11 protein-coding genes are annotated in these 18,417 nt (G+C 67.6%); 6 read left to right on the forward strand and 5 right to left on the reverse strand.

Annotated elements, in window-relative coordinates; translation table 11 throughout:
- Positions 1-482 precede the first annotated feature (482 nt).
- The 3 genes from NQU54_RS46125 to NQU54_RS46135 all read right to left on the reverse strand — a co-directional run bounded on the left by NQU54_RS46125 (position 483) and on the right by NQU54_RS46135 (position 3,856).
- A complete protein-coding gene (locus NQU54_RS46125) occupies positions 483-1,007 on the reverse strand; it encodes a hypothetical protein (RefSeq protein ID WP_257636263.1) in 525 nt (174 codons plus the stop codon).
- Between the two features lie 192 nt (positions 1,008-1,199).
- On the reverse strand, positions 1,200-2,114 hold the full coding sequence (locus tag NQU54_RS46130) for a 5'-methylthioadenosine/S-adenosylhomocysteine nucleosidase family protein (protein WP_257636264.1): 915 nt from the start codon (positions 2,112-2,114) through the stop codon (positions 1,200-1,202).
- Positions 2,111-3,856, reverse strand: a complete 1,746-nt coding sequence (locus tag NQU54_RS46135) for an AbeC-like domain-containing protein (protein ID WP_257636265.1) — start codon at positions 3,854-3,856, stop codon at positions 2,111-2,113. Before NQU54_RS46135 ends, NQU54_RS46130 begins: the two co-directional genes overlap by 4 nt.
- Before the next feature lie 85 nt (positions 3,857-3,941).
- On the opposite strand from NQU54_RS46135, the gene NQU54_RS46140 reads away from it, so the two are divergent.
- The 6 genes from NQU54_RS46140 (at position 3,942) to NQU54_RS46165 (ending at position 13,600) form a co-directional block, all read left to right on the forward strand.
- The gene (locus NQU54_RS46140) at positions 3,942-4,664 is read left to right on the forward strand and encodes an NUDIX hydrolase (RefSeq protein WP_257636266.1); all 723 of its coding nucleotides are present in this window, start codon (positions 3,942-3,944) and stop codon (positions 4,662-4,664) included.
- Positions 4,665-4,972: 308 nt separating this feature from the next.
- Positions 4,973-5,410 (forward strand): hypothetical protein, encoded by a 438-nt coding sequence (locus NQU54_RS46145; RefSeq protein ID WP_257636267.1) that lies wholly within the window; start codon positions 4,973-4,975, stop codon positions 5,408-5,410.
- Entirely contained in the window at positions 5,407-8,262 is a 2,856-nt protein-coding gene (locus tag NQU54_RS49880) for a tetratricopeptide repeat protein (protein ID WP_257636268.1), read from the forward strand. Before NQU54_RS46145 ends, NQU54_RS49880 begins: the two co-directional genes overlap by 4 nt.
- A 5-nt stretch (positions 8,263-8,267) precedes the next feature.
- A complete protein-coding gene (locus NQU54_RS46155) occupies positions 8,268-11,585 on the forward strand; it encodes a DEAD/DEAH box helicase (protein WP_308408548.1) in 3,318 nt (1,105 codons plus the stop codon).
- Between the two features lie 272 nt (positions 11,586-11,857).
- Positions 11,858-13,177, forward strand: coding sequence for a 5'-methylthioadenosine/S-adenosylhomocysteine nucleosidase family protein (locus tag NQU54_RS46160; RefSeq protein ID WP_257636269.1), 1,320 nt, complete (start codon positions 11,858-11,860; stop codon positions 13,175-13,177).
- Between the two features lie 6 nt (positions 13,178-13,183).
- Entirely contained in the window at positions 13,184-13,600 is a 417-nt protein-coding gene (locus NQU54_RS46165) for a hypothetical protein (protein ID WP_257636270.1), read from the forward strand.
- A gap of 118 nt (positions 13,601-13,718) precedes the next feature.
- On the opposite strand, the gene NQU54_RS46170 is transcribed toward NQU54_RS46165, so the two are convergent.
- The gene (locus NQU54_RS46170) at positions 13,719-17,894 is read right to left on the reverse strand and encodes a tetratricopeptide repeat protein (protein WP_257636271.1); all 4,176 of its coding nucleotides are present in this window, start codon (positions 17,892-17,894) and stop codon (positions 13,719-13,721) included.
- Positions 17,891-18,286: a hypothetical protein gene (locus NQU54_RS46175; protein WP_257636272.1), complete on the reverse strand. Its 396-nt coding sequence runs from the start codon at positions 18,284-18,286 to the stop codon at positions 17,891-17,893. Before NQU54_RS46175 ends, NQU54_RS46170 begins: the two co-directional genes overlap by 4 nt.
- Positions 18,287-18,417 lie beyond the last annotated feature (131 nt).

An 18,417-nucleotide genomic window follows, 5' to 3' on the forward strand; every position in this document is an offset into this window, starting at 1 on the left:
GTATGCGGAATGGCCCGTGCGGCTCGTGCAGCTGGCGATCTCCCGAAGGGTTCCTGCTTCTGCCGTCTTCCCCGTACCAGACGGGTTGCTTCCTTCTGGACATCACCAGACGGCGGTGCATCCTCCGCTTCGCGCAGCACTGGCGCTGGACCGACGTGTTCTCCATGCCCTGACACGGCTCGATACCCTCCCGAGCCCCAGTGACCAGCAGCGCCCCGTCCTTATGAGCAGCACCACTCCGACCGAAGCCGTGGAACCCGGTGCCCACCCGACGCGACAGCCGGGTTAGCCGCACGCCCATGAAGCATCTGATTTGCCGCCGTAAGCAGTCAGGCCTCCGCGTTCGTAGTGCCCCTGGACGGTGGAGAATTCGAATCCATACCTCAGCGTCGCTGCGAGGTGGTTGGCGTGCGGGGCCTGATGTCACCAGACGTCTGCTTGGGGACCTGGGGCTGTGGAGGTTGGGTGCTTGCTGGGTAACGTCAAGGCTGGGGCGCCGGAAGTGCGGGTGCGCTATCCGTCCAGGCTGCGTCGAACTGCTGCAAGGCGATGGAGTACAGGAGTCCGGGCGCCCGGGCGTACAGGCATGGGGAGTTCCTTCCATGAGCGGAGTTGCTGTAGAAGGTGACGTAGGCGACCCGGTCCGTTGCGATCACGCGGCAGGTGTTCGGGAGGTTGAAGCTGTGGAGTGCGAAGTTGTGTTGTGCGCGGGCCGCATGGGCCAAGTAGTTCATGTTCGTCCGGACCTGGCTTCTGAGTAGCTCCGGGGTGAAGCCGGGATCGAACCGGCACACGTCGTACGAGCGCCGGTCAAGCCAGGAGTCCTCTCGGGCGCTAAGGTCGGGAAGCAGGATCTGTACGGAATCTGGGGACAGCTCGCCAGACCACAGAGGAGAGAAGATCTCGCGGGTGAGCACGTTGCCACGTCCTGCCAGGACCTTGATCCAGCGAGCCCGGCTGAGGTCGCTTGCGATGTCCTGCTCGGCGGACGACTGATGACGATACACACGGCCGATCCCTGTGCCAGTGCATCCAGGAACAGGCGGCGACCAGCCACCGTAGTGGGCGTGAGCCGTGTAGGAGGCCGAGAACGAGCACGATCGCGCTGGCTGCCAGCGAGCTGAGTACTCCGAACAGAAAAGCAGTCATGCGAGCCATCTCCCCGTGTCTGGGTGATTCTCGATTGCCTGGTTTCGCGCTCAGCAGAGATAGGGTAGGAGCCGCCGCAGGATATGCGCGGCATTCCGTGCCGCCAGTTCGTGATACCCGTAGCCCTTCTCTTCATCGGCGTTGTCGGACACGCCGCGGATGACGATCCAGCCGGGGTTGATTCCGCCGTAGACGGAGTTCTCCTGCCAGTACTGGCTCAGCCCGCCGGCCTCCATATCCACTGCCAGAACCTTCTCGTGATAGCTCGTAAGGTAGCTCCGGATGTCGCTCTCACGGTCCGCGATGACGGCTTCGCCGGACCCGATCACTCCCGGGTAGACATCGAACTCCTCCGAGGCGTGCGTAGAGAGCTGACCGTGTAGGCGTGCTGGGGTTCCGTGATCGGCAAAAAAGGCGTTCACCGCGTGGACAACCGGTGCCGGCGCCTGCCGGTGCTCTCCACGACGTCGGATGTCCCCACGCGGATTGATCTTGCGATTCTCGTAGTAGACGATGTCGGTGGAGACGATGACGTTGCCGATGCGGGCGTGCTTGTCATGGATGCCGCCGCCCACACCGACCAGGGCCCACAGTCGCGGTTCGTAATGGCGACGCAGGTTTTCCAGGGCAGCCATCGCCGACCGTTGCCCCTGGCTCTGGCTCTGGGTGGCCACGATGCGGACGGTCGCTTCAGGAGAGGTGTGTTTTCCCCGGTAGAAGTACAGCCCGCCAGGTTCCTTGTGGCGCTCCAGCCTCAACTCATCCGCCACGGCTCGCAGTTCCTCACTGAGGATCGTAACCACCCCGACGTCCCATCCAACGGTTCGTTCGTCGGGCGCCCCGGCGGCGGGAGCCCCCGTGTTGTGGGAGGGGGCGGCAACGGAGACATGGGCGTGCTCTCCGACGGCGTTGTTGTTGAAGTTGTTGTTGTCGCCGTGGCTGGCGATGCCTCGATTGGTGATCACTGACTTCCTCCACCGCTGGGGTTGTTGGGGCCTGCTGACTGGTTTGCGGGAGCGCCGACCTGAGCTGCGCTTCCGACGGCGTTGTTGTTGAAGTTGTTGTTGTCGCCGAAATTGAAGATGCCGCTATTGATGATTTTGAGTGCGCGATCGTTGAACTCGGATATGTCCACTCCCCGGGTGTGCAGAAAATCGCTGGCGGCCCGAAGCAGGCGCTGCTCAATCGTCTTCATTCGGCCCAGGATGTCGGTCTTCTCCAGCTGGATCTTGGACCATGCCTGGGCTGACCTTTCCCGTATGCTTACCTGACTGCCGATCAGGACGTTGCGGATGGGTGTGGAGGTGAGGTCGCGGGGGAGTATGGCTGCCTTGCCCAAGGTGTAGAGGTACCGAATGATCCGCCATGAGCGCTGTATCTCCGACGGCAATGTGGCCAGTTCGCGGAATGCCGCCCAGATGACGGCTGTGGCGCCGTGGTGGCCGAATTCTTCGGTGCGCTGGAAGGACCTCGGCGTATGGGCGAGGACGCACGCTGCCGTGGAGATGCTCAAGGTGCGTCCCTGAAGGCTGATATGTAACAGGACGGTTGCGACGAACTCCGATCCCTCGGCGGGCATGGTGACTTCAAGGAAGTGGTGCTGCTTGGATCCGGGTGTGTTGATGATGATGCGCAGGTCGGCGTCGTGGAACTCCTGCGGAAGGAGAGAACGATCCACCGCCACATCGGTTTCAGCCACGTAGACGCGGTCGCGGACCTGTGCGTGAAGCCGGACGTCCTGCCCGTCTGTGTCCAGCAGTTGAACCGACTCGCGTAGGTATTCCACCAGTTCGTGCGCCTGAAAGGGCGGTACGAGGTGCTCGCGTTCATGGAGCGGCGCTTTGTCGTCGTCACTGGGTCGCAGCAACTGGATGCTCATCGGCGGGTTCCACTGGTAAACGAGTTCACCGGCTCCGATGAACGGTGACTCGTCCCCGAAGAGCGTGAACATGGTGAGGTCGTCGTCCTCGTCCTCGCTGTGACGGGGACGGCGGTATACGGCACAGACATCTCGCTGCTGTACGTCCGCGGTCCGTTGCCGGGCCGACAGGCGTGTGGGTCGAAGAGTTGACGCACGCATGATGTGATTGAGCATTAGCTGACGTGCGGCTCCGACGACGAGGCACATGAGCGTGATTCCCGCGGCCACGCGGAGGGCCGTCGTGGCGTCGTCAGGATAGGCAAGCGCGATGACCAGGCTGGCCAGCGTCAGGGAGAGGGCGGCGCTACCAATGCGCCTGAGCGCGCGCGCCTTCTCCGAATGCCTCCGGGGGAAGAGCAGCCTGAGGAGGTGGCGATGCTCTCGTGCCGACCCCAGGCCGTGGCGTTTGGACTTCCGTCCGGGCCCCGGCTTCCGTTCGGCGTCCCGCAGCAGCGTGGCGAGACGGAGCAGCCATAAGAGGCCGAGGCCGCAGGTGACGAGGACGGTGGCGGGCAGGGCGCCCGAAAAGGCCGGGACGACCACTGCCCCCACCACTGTCACCCGAAGGAGCGCGCTCAGTGTGGCGGCCCGCCACGCGTGGCGCATGACGGGTACAACGTCGAATCCGTAGGAGGGGGCGACCCTTCGGTGCGGCGCGGTGCACACCTTGTCGATCACGAGGTCGCGAAATCGTTCGTCCACGTACACGCCAGTGCATAAGTGGCGGGTGGCAGCGGTGGGTTCACCGGCCGCTGCCTCGGCGGGTGGCGCATGGGAGGTGATCACGCTGGGCCTCTGCCTCGGAGAGTTATGGTGCATGAGACCATAAGTGTCAAAGACGTTTAAGTCAATGTGACCTTTAGGGGTTCTGGTGGATGACTGGCTGAAAGACTCCACTGAGGTGGAGGCATCGTGGGTGACCGTGGACCTGGCGATCTTCACCGTCAGAGGCGATCAGTTGATGGTGCTCCTGATCGAGCGTGGGGTGGAGCCTTTCCTCGGTCGGCCCGCGCTGCCCGGCGGCTACGTCCAGAAGGCCGAGACCTTGCGCGAGGGAGCGTTGCGTGAACTCTGGGAGGAGGCCGGGATCGACGGCAGCCGGCTGCACCTGGAGCAGCTCGGCGCCTACGGGGATCCTGGACGTGACCCGAGAGGGAGGGTGGTCACGATCGCCTATCTCGCACTGGGGCGGGAACTTCCCACCCCTGTGGGCGGTACCGATGCCAAGCGCGCCTACTGGGCTCCCGTGTCACAGCTGATCAACGGGACGCAGGAGCTGGCGTTCGACCATTCAGCCATCCTCGCGGACGCCTTGGAGGAGATCCGCGGAAAGCTTGAGTACACCGCGGTCGCCACGGCCTTCTGCGGAGAGACGTTCACCCTGAGCGAGCTGCGCACCGTCTACGAAGTGATCTGGGGGCATTATCTGGACCCGAGCAACTTCCGCCGCAAAGTGCTCAACACCGAGGGCTTTGTGCAGCCCACGGGGGAGCGGCGGCTGCCCCCCACTGGGCGTCCGGCCAGCCTCTACCGCCGGGGGGCCGCATGGCTGCTCAGTCCACCTCTGCTCCGCGGCACCGGGTACCCCGCGTAGCCCGACTCGGATGTCGACCGATGCGCGATAGTCGGTCCGCAGGGACGACCGTTCAGCCCAGGACCTCGCCCGTTCGCTTGGTCCCCGTCCCCCAGGACGGAAGTTGGTCAGCGAAGCAGCGTCCCCCCGAAGGGACTGTCACCCTGCGCTTCGACTCCGGCGGTGGCCGCGGCCAAGCGGGATCACGGAGTCTTTGGCCCCGTGATCTTCCCACGGCCCAAGAAGGAGGGTCCGAGGGCGAGACTCGATCTCGCCATGGACAATATCCGTATACGGCAGCGTTCATGGGAGCGTAGGGCGGGGGCAGGATGCTGGAGGAACTGATTCTGGCCGGGGGAACCATGGTGGTCGGGGCAATGGCCACCGATTCCTGGATAGCCGCGCGCGGTGGAGTCGCGAGGTTGTTCCGTCGTCGGGGAGAAGACCAGCAGACAGCCATCGAGGCCCAGCTGGACAGCCACGCGGCCTTGGTCGCACGGGCGGACGACGCCGAACGGGTGCGCCAAAGCCTCCTCCCGGTGTGGTTGCTGGAGCTGGAATCGTTGTTGGGCCAGCACCCGGACGCCGTCGATGAACTGCGTGAACTGATCAGCGAGCTCCGGAAGCGGCTGCCAGAGACGCAGCGCGCGTGGGTGCAGAACAACATTGCCAAAGACGGCGGGCAGGTCTTCGCGGTCCAAGGCGGCAACGTCATCGTGCACCAGGCCCCTCCCGGCCCGGGAGGCGGCAACGGAGACGCCAAGTGAGCCATGCGGGCCCAGGAACCCGACAGGTCGTCCGCGTCGACAACGGGTTCGGGTACGGCGTCATCGGTGCCGATCTGCATGTCTTCCCCGACCGGGGCCCGGTCTATCTGCTCTCCGAGCACCGCCCGGCTTCCGTTCTCACAGACCAGGACACCGCATGGTTCGCCGCCCAGCCCAGTCGCCTGCTCAACGCCCGCTTCCAGATCGTGGACTTCACCGGCCGCGACCAGGAGCGGGCTGAGCTGGCCGCGTGGCGGGACGGTGGCGGTCCGCGCGCCGCGGCCACCTGGCTGCACGGTCCCGGCGGGCAGGGTAAGACCCGGCTGGCGGCCCAGTTCGCCGCCGAGAGCGCCGCGGCGGGCTGGAAGGTCGTCATGGCCACCCATGGTTCCGGTGTGATCCAGCCACACCTGGGAAGTCAGGACCTGCGACTCGACGGTGCCGCTGGGCTGCTGCTGGTCATCGACTACGCCGACCGCTGGCCCCTGTCCCATCTGACCTGGCTGTTCAGCAATAAGCTGCTCGACCGGCCACTGCCGACCCGGCTGCTGTTGCTGGCCCGCTCGGTCGCCCCCTGGCCCGCCGTACGCGCCGCGCTGGAGGACGCTGCGGTGGGGGCCGGCGACCACGCGCTGCGACCGCTGGCGAACCGGACCGGTGAACTCGGCGAGCGTCAGGCCATGTTCACTGTGGCCCGGAACTGCTTCGCCGCCCGCTACGGACTCGTCGACCCATCCGTCATCGATCCGCCCGACTACCTGGACCGACCGGACTTCGGGCTGATCCTCGCCCTGCACATGGCCGCACTGGTGGCCGTCGACGCCCACATTCGGGGAAGCAGCGCCCCTAGCGACATGGCGGGCCTGTCCGCCTATCTTCTAGGCCGCGAACGTAGGCACTGGACCCAGCTCTACGAGAACCGGCTGGAGGGCCTGGACTACGAGACTCCGCCCAGCGCAATGAGCCAAGTGGTCTTCACCGCCACGCTCACCGGGGCCGTCGCACACCCAGAGGGCATGGCGTTGCTGAGCCGTCTGGGTCTGGAGCGCCCCGGTCGGCTGCTGGTCGATCACACCACCTGTTACCCGCCGCAGGAGCCCGGCGCCGTCCTGGAACCGCTCTACCCCGACCGGCTCGCCGAGGACTTCCTGGCCCTGAGCCTCCCCGGGCACGAGGCGACTGGCTACCCCACTGCCCCCTGGGCGGTCGACACCACTGGCAGACTCGTCGCCCGCGACGCGCAGGGCTCACCGCCCGCACACCTCGCCCGTGCCCTGACCTTCCTGGCCTCTGCGGCGGCGCCGCACCGCTGGCCGCACGCCATCCGGCACCTGGAATCCCTGCTGCGCGCGGATCCCGCCTTGGCCGTCGCCGCCGGCGGTGCGGCCCTGACCGCACTCGCCTCCCTCGACCTCGACGCCGCGGTTCTGGAGGCTGTGGACGCGCACATTCCCCGCCACGGTCAGGTGGACCTCGACGCCGGGGTTGCTGCCTTCACCCAGCGCCTCACCGGCCATCGGCTCGCCGCCACCGACGACCCTGCCGAACACGCCCGTCTGTACCAGGACCTCGGGTTCAGGATGTTGCGGGCGGGGCATCGCGAGGAGGCAGTGGCCGCCACCGAGAAGGCAGTAGGCATTTTCCGTCGGCTGGCGGCCGCCGCCCCGGCGACGTACGAGCCCGCCCTCGCTGCCGCACTGGCCGATCTGAGCGAGTGCGCCTTCCAGACGGACCGCAAGGAAGCGAGCCGCCGAGCCGCCGAGGAGGCAGTCGGCATCTTCGAGGGCCTGGCCGCCGCCGATCCTACGGCGTACGAACCCGGCCTCGCGCTCTCCCTGTCTCACCTCGGCCAAGGCATGTCGGAGGCGCGGAAGCCGGAGGAGGCCCTGGCTGCCACCCAGAGGGCCATGGGGATCTTCCAGCGGCTCGCCGCGACCGCCCCCGCGCTCTACGAGCCGGGTCTGGCGATGGCGCTGACCAACGCGGCCGTCTACTCCTGGAAGCTGCGCCGTTGGCCGGAGGCCGTCACCGCCGCGGAGCGGGCGGTCGAGATCATCCGGCGGCTCGTGGCTGCCGCCGGGCCCGCGATGGACGGTCCCGACCTCACACGATCCATAGCGATGGACGAGGCGGGGTTGGCGACGGCACTGAGCAATCTCGCGACCTTCCGATGGGGCGCGCGCCACCGCGATGGCGCGCTGAGCGCCCTGCGGGAGGCGGTCGAGATCGGCCAACGGCTGGTGGCGGTCAACCCCGCCGCCCACGAGCCCCTGTTGGCCGAGATCCTTGCCTCCCTCGGCACCTGCCTTGCACAGAGCGGGCAGGGGAAGGAGGCCCTGGCCGTCACCGGAGAGGTCGTGGAGATCTACCGGCGGCTCGCGGCGGGACGTCCCTCCGAGTTCGAGGAACCGCTGCGCGAAGCGTGCGAGGCGCACCAGGTTGTACGGGACCGGCTGAGTGGTGTGCCCGAGGAGGACGGCAGGACCTGGACGCTGGAGGAGCACTATGTGACTCTCCTCAACCAGGACGAGGTCTGGCAGGACGCCCAGGACCGCCGTCACCGCCTTGACGACATGGACTCCCGATACTGCGGGAACGTGCTCCGTTTCCTGCTGCGGCAGGCTGACGTCCTCTTCGAGAAGCTGGCGGACGGGCTCGGTGCCTCCCCCGAGTCGCTCGGCCGGTGGGAGGGCGAGGACGCCCAGACCTGGCTCGCACGGCAGCCGCTCACGGTCGCGCTGCGCCGCCGCTCGGAGGGCAAGCCCGCCCGGTCCGGGCTCTGCTACTGCGGATACGGGATCCAACCTGGCTGGCAGCATGATCACTGCTATCGCGGCATCATCGTCGACTGAACACCGTGGACAGAGGGGGACTAGTGGGGGACGCGGCCGAGTTCGGCCAGAGCGTTGTGGAGGTCGTGCGGGAGCGCTGGGGCGTCGTCCTGGACGACGGCCCGCTCATAGCGCGTTTCACCGAACGGGGATGGAGCTACGAGGAGGAGGTGCAGCGCGCCTGCCCGGAGTGCGACGGACGGATGCACTCGCTCCGCAGGCCTTATGAGTCAGCCGGGCGGGTCTATCGCTACGTGGCCGTTGTCTGCCCAGTCTGTCCAGCGGCATACACCCTCGCCGATCTGGGCGTGAAGACCTACGACAAGCTGTGTGCGCGGCCCGAGGCGGCGGATGCGGGGCCTTCGACGGGGACACAGAGTTCGGGGACACACGGCTCCGCGGAGGCGAAGGACACGGGACGAGGGAGGGAGTCGGCGGCCCTGTGGCGCAGGGTGACCACACCTACGCCGGTGGCAAGGGCCTCGTCCCTGCGCCTCGGCCCGTGCCCCACGGAGCCCGGGGTCACTATCACCCCAATCTACGCCTCTCCCGGCCCCGCCTGGCCCGCGGATCTGCCGATGGCGACGGAGCCCGAAGAGCGCCGCCTGCTGTGGTGCAAGGTGACCGACCCGGCCTGGCGACCGCCCGAGGGGGCGGTATCGGAGGCGGACGACGTCCGGGTCATCCTCCCCGAGGGTCCCGCCTTCGACGACCTGCGCACCCACCTGGCCGACCGGGACTTGCCGTTCCGCTGCGTCCGGCATTGGACAGAGAGTGAACAGGTCGGCACCATAGCCGACTTCGGCACCTTTACGGAGCTCTTGGCCCATCCGGACCGGACGTTTCCGGATATGGGCTCCCCGATGCCGCCCGCGCCTGTCGCTGGTCCTGGCGCGCATGCGGCCCGGGACGCGTTTGAGGCCCAATGGGACGCCTTGGAGGACATTCCGGCCGCCGACGACACCCCGTATGTACCGGTGACCGACCTCGTCCCCGAGGACTGGATCCGCCTGCTGCCGCACCCCACCTTCAATCCGGCCCAGGTTGACGCCGTCCCGGCGGTGATGGAGAGCGACGACCATCTGGTCGTCGTCGCCCCGACCGGTGCAGGCAAGACACCGATCGGCATGGTCGCCGCGCTGCGCGCCCATGCCCGCGGGCGCAAGGCGGCCTGGTTGGTCCCCCAACGGTCGCTGACCGATGAACTCGACCGGGAACTGGAGAACTGGCGGCGGCACGGACTCGAAGTCGTCCGGCTGACGGGCGAATACGCCGTCGACACCCAACTCATCCGCGAGGCTCACGTCTGGGTCGCCACCACCGAGAAGTTCGAGGCGATCTGCCGGAACGGATCGCTGGGCGGCGCCCTCGCCGAGGTCGGCTGCCTGATCGTTGACGAGATCCATCTGCTCGGTGATCCGGCGCGCGGCGCGGTACTCGAAGCGGTCCTCACGCGGGTGCGCGAGGACAGTGCCCAGACGCGCATCGTCGGACTGTCGGCGACCGTGGCCAACGCCGACGAGGTCGCCGACTGGCTGGGGGCCCGGCTGATCCGTACCTCATGGCGGCCCACCCGGCTGACCTGGCAGATCCCCATGCTCCCCGCATCGCGTGACGGCGAATGGTCCACGCGGGCGGCCACCGCGCGCACAGCCGCAGCCGTGCGGCTGGCGCGGGCCGTCACCGACGAGGGAGGCAGCGTGCTCGTCTTCTGCAGCAGCAAGCGCGGGGTGCGCGCCACGGCGCTCGCCCTCGCCGCGGACAGAGGCGTACCGACCCGTGGCGTCGACGCGGACGACACGGAGCTCGTCCAGCGGCTGTGCGGCAGCGCCGGAGTGGGCCTGCACTACCGGGACTGGCCGTTCAAACGCGAGGCCGAGCGGGCGTTCCGGGCCCGCGAGACCAATGTCCTGGTGACGACCTCCACCGTGGCGGCCGGGGTGAACCTCCCCGCCCGCGCTGTCATCGTGCGCGACGTCCGGCTCGGCCAGGCCCGGATCGAAGTGTCTATGGTGCAGCAGATGTTCGGCCGCGCCGGGCGGGTGGGCGCGGGTGAGCGGGAGGGTTGGGCCTTCTTGCTGGCGGACGAAACGGAGCGCCCGCAGTGGCAGGCCCGGCTAACCGCTGGCTACACCGTGCGCTCGCGGATCGGCGACCGGTTGCCCGACCACGTCCTTGCCGAGGTGGTACAGGGGCGGGTGAGCTCGCTGGAGGAGGCCGAGGATTGGTGGACCGGGACGTTCGCCTTCCACCAGGGCCACGACAGCGTGGAACCGCTCCATGACGCCGTGCGCTACCTGGCGGAGTCCGGCTTCCTGCGCACCGCTCCCGGACCGCAGGCCACGGAGTTCCTGGAAGCGACCGAACTGGGCACGCTGACCAGCCGCTTCATGGTTGATTCCGTTCTGGCGTACGAACTGGCCGAAGGGATGCGCGAACTGCCCGTACCGGAGGATCCGGTCCATGCCGAGCAGTTATTGACAGCGCTGCTGACCAATCGACTGCCCGTACTGGCGGAAGCCGTCTTCAGCGACCGGACGCGCGCCACCCTGCGGCGGGTGCTGAGCCACGATGGTCGGGCGGAGCGGCTGGAGCATGACGGGGAGCCACCGGACCGGGATGAAGGGCTGAGGCCGGGGGACCTGGCCCGCGCGGTGCTGCTGCTGGTCGCCAACAGTCCGCAGGTGTTCGTCACGCGCGGCGGCTACGTCCTCGGCATTCCGGCCGATAGCTTGACCGGCATCCTGGACGAGGCCCAGCGCTATCTGGCCTGGCTGGGAGCCCAGGGAGAACTCGGCACTGTCCACCCGTGGGCGGCTGTGGTGGCTGCGGATCTCGCTGAGCGCATCCGCTGGCGCACGCTCGGCCCTGGCCGCGGGGCTGGACGGCTGCTGTGGATGTGTGGGCGGATGGCCACGCCGCAGCTCGCCCAACGCCTCGTACCGCGGATGTGGCGTGCAGCTCTGGACCGGGGGATCGGCGCCCCGGACTGGACGGGCACCACCCCGCCGCGCGACAGCGCGCTCTCGCCGGAACGCTACCGGGCGTTGCTGAAGCAGCGGGCCACCGGCTCCGTGTTCGTCCCACACTCCCGCTCTGTGCGAGTCGACGCGCCGTACGGTGCGACTATCTGTCTCTGGGACGGTGCGACGACAGCCCGGTACGTGTCGGACGGTACCCCGACCCGGCTCGGCTACCCACTCGCGGCCTCCGACGACCCGTCGTCGGGCCGACGGGGGGCTGCGGTCTTCACCCGCGGCGACCGCTTCGCCGCCGGTTGGCTCGCGGCATACAACACGACCGGGATGCCCGAGGAACCCGACGAACTGCGGCACGCTCATTGATTCCACACCAGGCTGTACATTGACTGTGATCCGTTGACGTCATGGCACTGTGCTCTTTAGGGGCGAAACAAACGAAGGCACTGCGGACTGACCGGGTCGTGCGGAATGAGAAGAACGCGGTCATCGCCAGGGACCTGTGCATGAGCGTGAGGTCGACGTTTCCCGGCCGGGCAGCATTCCGACGGGTGAGCCAGAGCCGTTCTCGTGCACAGAACCACGTGGATTTAGTCGGTGTCCGTAAGGTGTGGGCAAAGGCAGTGCAAGGGGGATCCATGGGTGCAAGCGGCAATGGGGGTGCGGTGCGGGCCGATGTGGTGGTCCTGACCGCGCTGGAGGTCGAGTACCGGGCGGTCCGGGCCCAACTGGAGGATCCGCGTCCGGTCCAGGCGGAGCGGGGCGCGCTGTTCGAGCTGGGTGCGTTCCGCGAGGGGTCCGGGGCGCGGACGGTCGCCATCCATATGACGGGCCCCGGGAATCCGGGTGCCGCGGCCTCGGTCGAGCGGGCGGCGGCGCTCTTCGCGCCCCGGGCGGTGTTGTTCGTGGGGGTGGCGGGCGGCGTCAAGGATGTCGCGCTGGGCGATGTGGTGGCCGCCGACGCGGTGTACGACTACGAGACCGGTAAGGACACCGAGACCGGGTTCCTGCCCCGGCAGAAGACCTATCAGTCGGCGTACGGGTTGGTGCAGCTGGCCCGGCTGGTGGCGGCGGGCGACGAGTGGCAGCGGCGGATCCGCCCGGGGGACGACGCGCCGCGCCCTCGCGCTCATGTCAAACCCCTCGCGGCGGGTGGCCGGGTGGTGGCGCACCACCGCTCGGACGTCGGGCTCAGGCTCGCGGCCAGTGCGGGTGACGCGCTCGCGGTGGACATGGAGGGCTTCGGCTTCCTCGCCGGCGCGTATGTCAATCAGCACCTGGACGCGCTGGTGATCCGCGGCATCTCGGATCTACTCGGGGACAAGGGCGAGGCACATGACGAGCGCTGGCAGCCGGTGGCCTCCCGGCACGCGGCCGCCTTCGCCTTTGAATTGATCAGCCGCATGACGATGGCGGACCCCCCGAAATCAGGACCTGCCGCAGGGGCTGGGCGTGAGAACAGCCGGTGTCGGAACAGTCATGAGGGAGCGGTGATCGCGGAATCGTTGACGGCGTTGGCTGAGACGGGGGCAACCACGCTCGTGTCGGCGATGGGTACTGATCTCTGGCAGGGCGCCCGGGATGCCGTGGCGAGGCTGTTCCGGCGCCATGCCCAGGACCGCGAGAGCGGCGTGGTAGTGCTGCTGGACGAGGACGCCCGCACGGTGGGCTCCGTGGACGGCGGCGACGCCGGTGAGGCGCGCCGGGAACTGGTTCCGGTATGGCGGCGCAGGCTGTTCGCTCTGCTCACCGAGCAACCGGAGGCGGCGGGGGATCTGCGCGAGCTGGTCGACCGGATCGGCCCTCAGCCGTCGAGCGGTCGGCAGGGATGGGTGCAGACCAATATCGCGCGTGATCAGGGGACGGTGTACGGGGTGCAGGGCGGGAACGTCATCCACTACCACCAAGGCATGCCCGCCGCGCCCGGCACCGCCGGTGGGGACGGTCAGCAGCACTGACACCCGATGCCGGGTGACGAGCAGGCCCTGGACCACAACCAGGAGGTACGGGCCGAGGCTGGCTTCGCGTACGGTGCAGTGGGCGCCGACATCCACGTCGTCGGTGATGGGACACCCCTGTACTCGCTGTTCGAGCATCGGCGGGTCACTGGTCTGGACACCGAGTGGCTGCGGGCGCAACCCAGCCGGATGCTCAACTCGCGCGCCGAGGTCGTCGACTTCACCGGCCGTGACGAGGAGCTGCGAGCGCAACTCGCCGGTGATGCCGAGAGAGCGGGGCGGAAGGTGATCGACGCTGTCTACGACACGGAGACCCGCCCGCCAGCCGAAGGCAGCCAGGATCTGAGCCTCAACAGATATGTGGGGGTACTGCTTCTGGTCGACTACGCCAACCGGTGGCCGCTCTCCCACCTGAGTTGGTGAGTTGGCTGTCCACGACCGGCTGCCGCGCCAGCGGACTCCGGCCCGGGTCCTACTGCTGGCACTCTTGATCGTGCGCTTGCCGCATACCTCATCTGTACAGGTCGCGCGGCAACGTGGCTCAAGCCCGGGAGAAGCCCGGATCTGGGATGGTTTCGCGCTTGCGGCGGAATTCGGCGGCGTCGGTGTGATTGCCGAGCGCGTCGAGAATGTCGGCGAGTACGGTCAAGGATCGCTTCAGCAGCGGGATGTAGACGGGGTATTGCTCGGCCACCGACCAATACGTGTCTATGGCGCCGAGAGCTGCCTCAAGCGCCGACGGCAGATCAAGCCGCGCGTGCAGCCGCATCTCCGCGTAGAGGAGCTGCCAACGTGTGAACTCGGGCAGATGAGTTTCGGGGTCGGACTCGGCGAACGGCCGCAAGAGATCGAGCCCCTCCTGGCTGACGGCGAGCATCTCCTCGTACCGGCCCAGCGCCGCAAGCTGCCGGCCGAGAGTGCCCAGGGATACCGCCAGCTGTGACCCATGCGCGGCCGGACCATCCACAACGACCAGCTGCCGGTACCGGCCAACAGCCTCCCCGAGTATCTCCACAGCAGCGTCAGGTCGATCGACGGCGGACTGCCGTATGCCCATATTGAGGAGAGAGGCTGCCAGGAGGGGCATGTACTCACGGGGATTCTCCTGGACGAGTCGGCGATGGATCTCCAGCGACTCTTGTGTGGGAGCGATGGCGTCGGCGGGCCGGAGTGCCTCGGAGAACCGGACGCCCAGGTTGTTCAGGCCGGCCGCCAAGCCAGGTACGTGTGTCGGCTCATCCCGCGCGAGCTGCCGGAGGATTCCGACGGCCTCCTCCTGCGGCGATATCGCATCCTCCAGGCGGCCTGCCGCCGACAGCAGGTCGGAAACGCGGGTGAGAGTGTCGGCCAGCGGCGAGAGATGCCGGTCGGGGTCGTCGGCCGCGAGTCGACGGAACACCTCGAGCGCCTCCTCGAAGGCGGCGAGTGCCTCGCCGCGCCGGGAGAGTTTCTCCAGCCGTCGGCCGAGGTTACTCAAGGCTGCCCCGAGATCTGGGCGGAATTCGGAGGGATTTCCCTTCTCCAGCCTGCGGTACAGCTCGACGCATTCCAGACTGGGGGCCAGGGCTTCCTCGTGGCGGTCGATTTGGTACAGGGCGGACCCGAGATTGTTCAAGATGAGGGCCAGTTGTGGCACATGGAATATGTTGTTCTGGGAGAGCTCTCGGAAGACGCCACATGACTCCCGGAGCGATGTGATGGCATCGTCCGGTCTCTCGTCGTTGCGGAGCTGATGTCGTCCGAGGTTGTGCAGGGCTACGGCGAGTGCGGGCAGGTACCGGTCCGGCTCCTTCTCAGCCAATGGGCGGTGTACGAGGATCGCGGTTTTCAGGGTGAGACGGGTCGCCAATTCCCCGGTCTCTGCTTCGTCCGGCCGTTGGAATTCCCTCGAGGGTGAGTACACACGTCGACGGCGCTGCGAGGGCGGCGGTGGGGTTCGCCGTCGCATTGTCGCAGCCTCTGCAGCGATGTCTCGTGCTTCGTGTGGCTTGCCGAGTTCGTGAAGTACACCGGCTAACTCGTCAAGGATGCCGGCAAGGCGTTCCGGCAATCGCGGAGTCAGCTGCTGGTCCGGCAAGTCGCGTAGCCCAGCACGGGCGTTCATGAGCTCGGTCTCCGCCTCGTCCAGCCGCCCCAGCCGTCGCAGGAGGCGTCCTCTCAGGCCCAGGTCCAGGGCGATGGCGCCGAAGGAGTACATCTCCGGTACGACGTTCGCCAAGGCCCAACGGATCGAGAAGGCATGCCCCGCGGCATCGGCGGCTTCGTCCGTGCGCCCGCACTCGTCAAGCCGGAGCGCGAGCATATGCAGCGAGTTCGCCAGCGCTTCCGCGTTGGTCGAGTCGGTGTCCCACTCCTTCCGGCGGATCGCCACCGCCTCCTCGGTGACGACGAGCGCTTCGTCCGTCCGCCCTGCCTCGGCGAGTTGCCGTCCAGTCCATTCCAGTCCGTCGGCCAGATCGGGAAGAAGACCCGGTCGGACCTCAATCAACTTACGCAGGAAACCAGTTGCCATGTTAAACGAATTGAGAGCTTGATCCGACAGGCCCATCTCAGCCGTACAGATACCGAAGTCAATCATTGAGCGCACATTGTCGGCGAAGTGGGTTGGAAAGTCGGATTTGGCGAGTTCCCCGCGAATCTCCATCGCATCGAAGGTCGGACGCGCCGACTCCTGGATCCGGCCGAGTGAACGCAGTCGCCTTCCCAGCGCGTTCAGCGCCGAAGCGAGCTGCGGCAGCACGGAGTCATGCGAAGTCTCCCGGAGAAACTGATAGATGGAGACGGCCTCATCGATGAATTCCAGTGCCGTCTCACCCCGCCCCAGGGCATCGGCGTTGTCGCTGGCGGTCGAGAGGCATTCCGCGAGGATGAGCAGTTGGCTGTCCGAGCCGGCGTCGACAAGTGCCCGGGAGACCTGGGCGGCCTCGGCGGACAGGGCAAATGCCTCGAAGCGCAGTTGCCCGGTGTCCATCAGCGCTCGGCTCAGTCGGATCAGGGCTTTGCTCTGGAGGGGAAGCACGGAAGGGTCAGCCTCCGCCATGCTCCGCCTCCCGAGGTCCACCGCGTCTTCCAGGGGCCGAATCGCGTCGGACGGGCGCCCGGCGTGCAGCATCCGCAGCCCCAGCCTGTTCAGCAGCCGCATCCGCTCGTCCGGGGCGGATGTGGCCTCCAGCCGCCGTGGGGTGACCCGGTCACACGTGGCCACGGCTCCGGTGGCCAAGTCGAACCGCGCCAGCTCTCCGCTGAGATCCTCGATCGTGTCGTCGACCATGGTCAGCATGTCCAGGTCCACGTCTTCCACAGAGGCCAGCTGCAGAAGAGCGGTGCTGCCCGCATGAGCGGCGACTTCAGGGTGCGCTCTGAGCATCGGATATAGGTACCCGGCGCCGACGTGCGGCCATCGGGCGGCCGCAGCGGCGAGGAAGGTGACTGCACGCATGATCCAGTTCCGCGGAAGAGCGTCAGAGAGGGGCTCCAGGAAGGTCCTGCAGACAGCGCCGGACAGGCGGTCCGTGGGGTAGGCGGTGACGGGGCTGCCCGGCAGGGTGAGTGCCAGGAAGTCCTCGGCGAGGCGGTCCGGAAGCAGAGGCTGGAGCACCCCCTCCGGGAACAGCTCTGTGGACGGGTAACAGACGGAGTGGTCGGCGAGTAGTACCTCGGGCGGGATCTCGTCGCTCACCACCCCGATCAGCGGCTCCGCATAGCTTCGATGGCTGAGGCCGATGAGGCTGGCCAGAAACACCATGCGTGCCATCACCGCCGGAGGCGTGCGGTAGCCGGACCCCGCCCCGGAAGTCTCGTAGAGCTGCTCCCAGTTCTCGTGCTCGCGGTCGAGCAGGTAGGCGGTGAGTCCAGTCATTCCGGCCGGGGCTCGCCGGTCGTGGGCCGCTGCGTCCACGGCTACGAGGGCGGCCATCAGCACTGCCAGGGTCAGCCCGAATTCCGTATCGTTCAGTGCATCCGGGGGACTGATCCTTTCCGGCCGTGTGATCTGCCGGTAGTGCCGGGCGAAGCTGTCACGCGCGGCGCTGAACAGATGCTCTCGCTGTTCTCCGGCCTCGGGAATCGGGGCCAGGTACTGGTCGGAGGGGTCGGCATTCACCCTCAGCCGGTTCAGCCTCCCGCGGACCGCCGGCCACTGGTCGACCGACCGGGCCAGGAGCAGGATCCGGGCAGGAACGTCCTTCTGCAGCAGCCGGTTGTGGAACAGCCAGCTCAGGTGGGAGACGGGCCAGCGGTCCGCGTAGTCGACGAGAACGAGCACCCCCGCATGTCCGTCCAGACGCAGGTCCTGCTTGAGCTCCGCAGGGGGGTGGGTGTCGGTGCCGTGGACCGCGTCCACGACCTTCCAGCCCCTGGCGCTGGCATCGGAGGCCAGTTGGAGGGCGAGTCGGGTCTTGCCCTGTCCGCCTTCGCCGTGCAGCCAGCGGACGGCGAGCCGCTGCCCGGTGTCACGCCACGCGACCAGCGCCCGTAACTCTTCGTCGCGTCCCGCGAAGTCGACCACCGCGGAGCGTGAGTCGAGCCTCCGGGAGGGCTGGGCCCGCAGCCACTCGGTGTCCAGGGCGGTGACCGGCTGATGCTCGAAGAGGCGGTACACAGGCGTACCGTTACCGAAGACATGGATGTCGGCGCCGATCGTGCCGTAGGCGTATCCGGACTCGACCCTGATCTCCTGCAGAGCATCCCACCCCGCGCCATCCGCACCCGGCCTCACTGCCGCTGGTCCTCACCGGTGGGAGGGTCCGATGGCATTCCCCGGTGGCGGTGAATGACGTTTCCCCCCATCGCCCCGTACGCCGTTCCGTGATCACGGGAAAAGTTGGTCATCACCCAGTTCTTCCCGCCCTTGGGGAACTCGCTCTGTATCTCCTCAACGAGGCGACGGAGCTCCGATTCGGCATCAGGATGCTCGGTCAGCAGCTGGGCAAGCTCCAACTGCCGCTGCCCTACGATCAGTTGTCTGGCCTGATCCGGATCGCCCGTCCACTCGACCAGCGTCGCGTGGTGGTCCAACTGCCCTTCGTGAGAAACCCGCTGTGCGTCTCCCCTTCGCTGGAACAGGCGGACGACCCCGTTGCGGCCCGTCTGCCAGGCATCCGAGGCCATGGCTGATACGAGTGTCCCGGCCCCCCGTAGCCTCTAGGGCTGTGATCGCTTCCGGCATCATCGAGTCCCCCTCTCAACTAGTAGGACTCCGTTAGGTCTGCGTGTTGCCTGTGTTCAGGGGCATGAGGGCT

Source organism: Streptomyces malaysiensis subsp. samsunensis (assembly GCF_024519315.1).
GTDB classification, from domain to species: domain Bacteria; phylum Actinomycetota; class Actinomycetes; order Streptomycetales; family Streptomycetaceae; genus Streptomyces; species Streptomyces malaysiensis.

Excerpts from the sequence above, each read along its gene's own strand:
- NQU54_RS46145 (WP_257636267.1), top strand. The coding sequence starts at position 4,973 with ATGCTGGAGGAACTGATTCTGGCCGGGGGAACCATGGTGGTCGGGGCA.
- NQU54_RS46160 (WP_257636269.1), top strand. The coding sequence starts at position 11,858 with ATGGGTGCAAGCGGCAATGGGGGTGCGGTGCGGGCCGATGTGGTGGTC.
- NQU54_RS46165 (WP_257636270.1), top strand. The coding sequence starts at position 13,184 with ATGCCGGGTGACGAGCAGGCCCTGGACCACAACCAGGAGGTACGGGCC.
- NQU54_RS46175 (WP_257636272.1), bottom strand. The coding sequence starts at position 18,286 with ATGGCCTCGGATGCCTGGCAGACGGGCCGCAACGGGGTCGTCCGCCTG.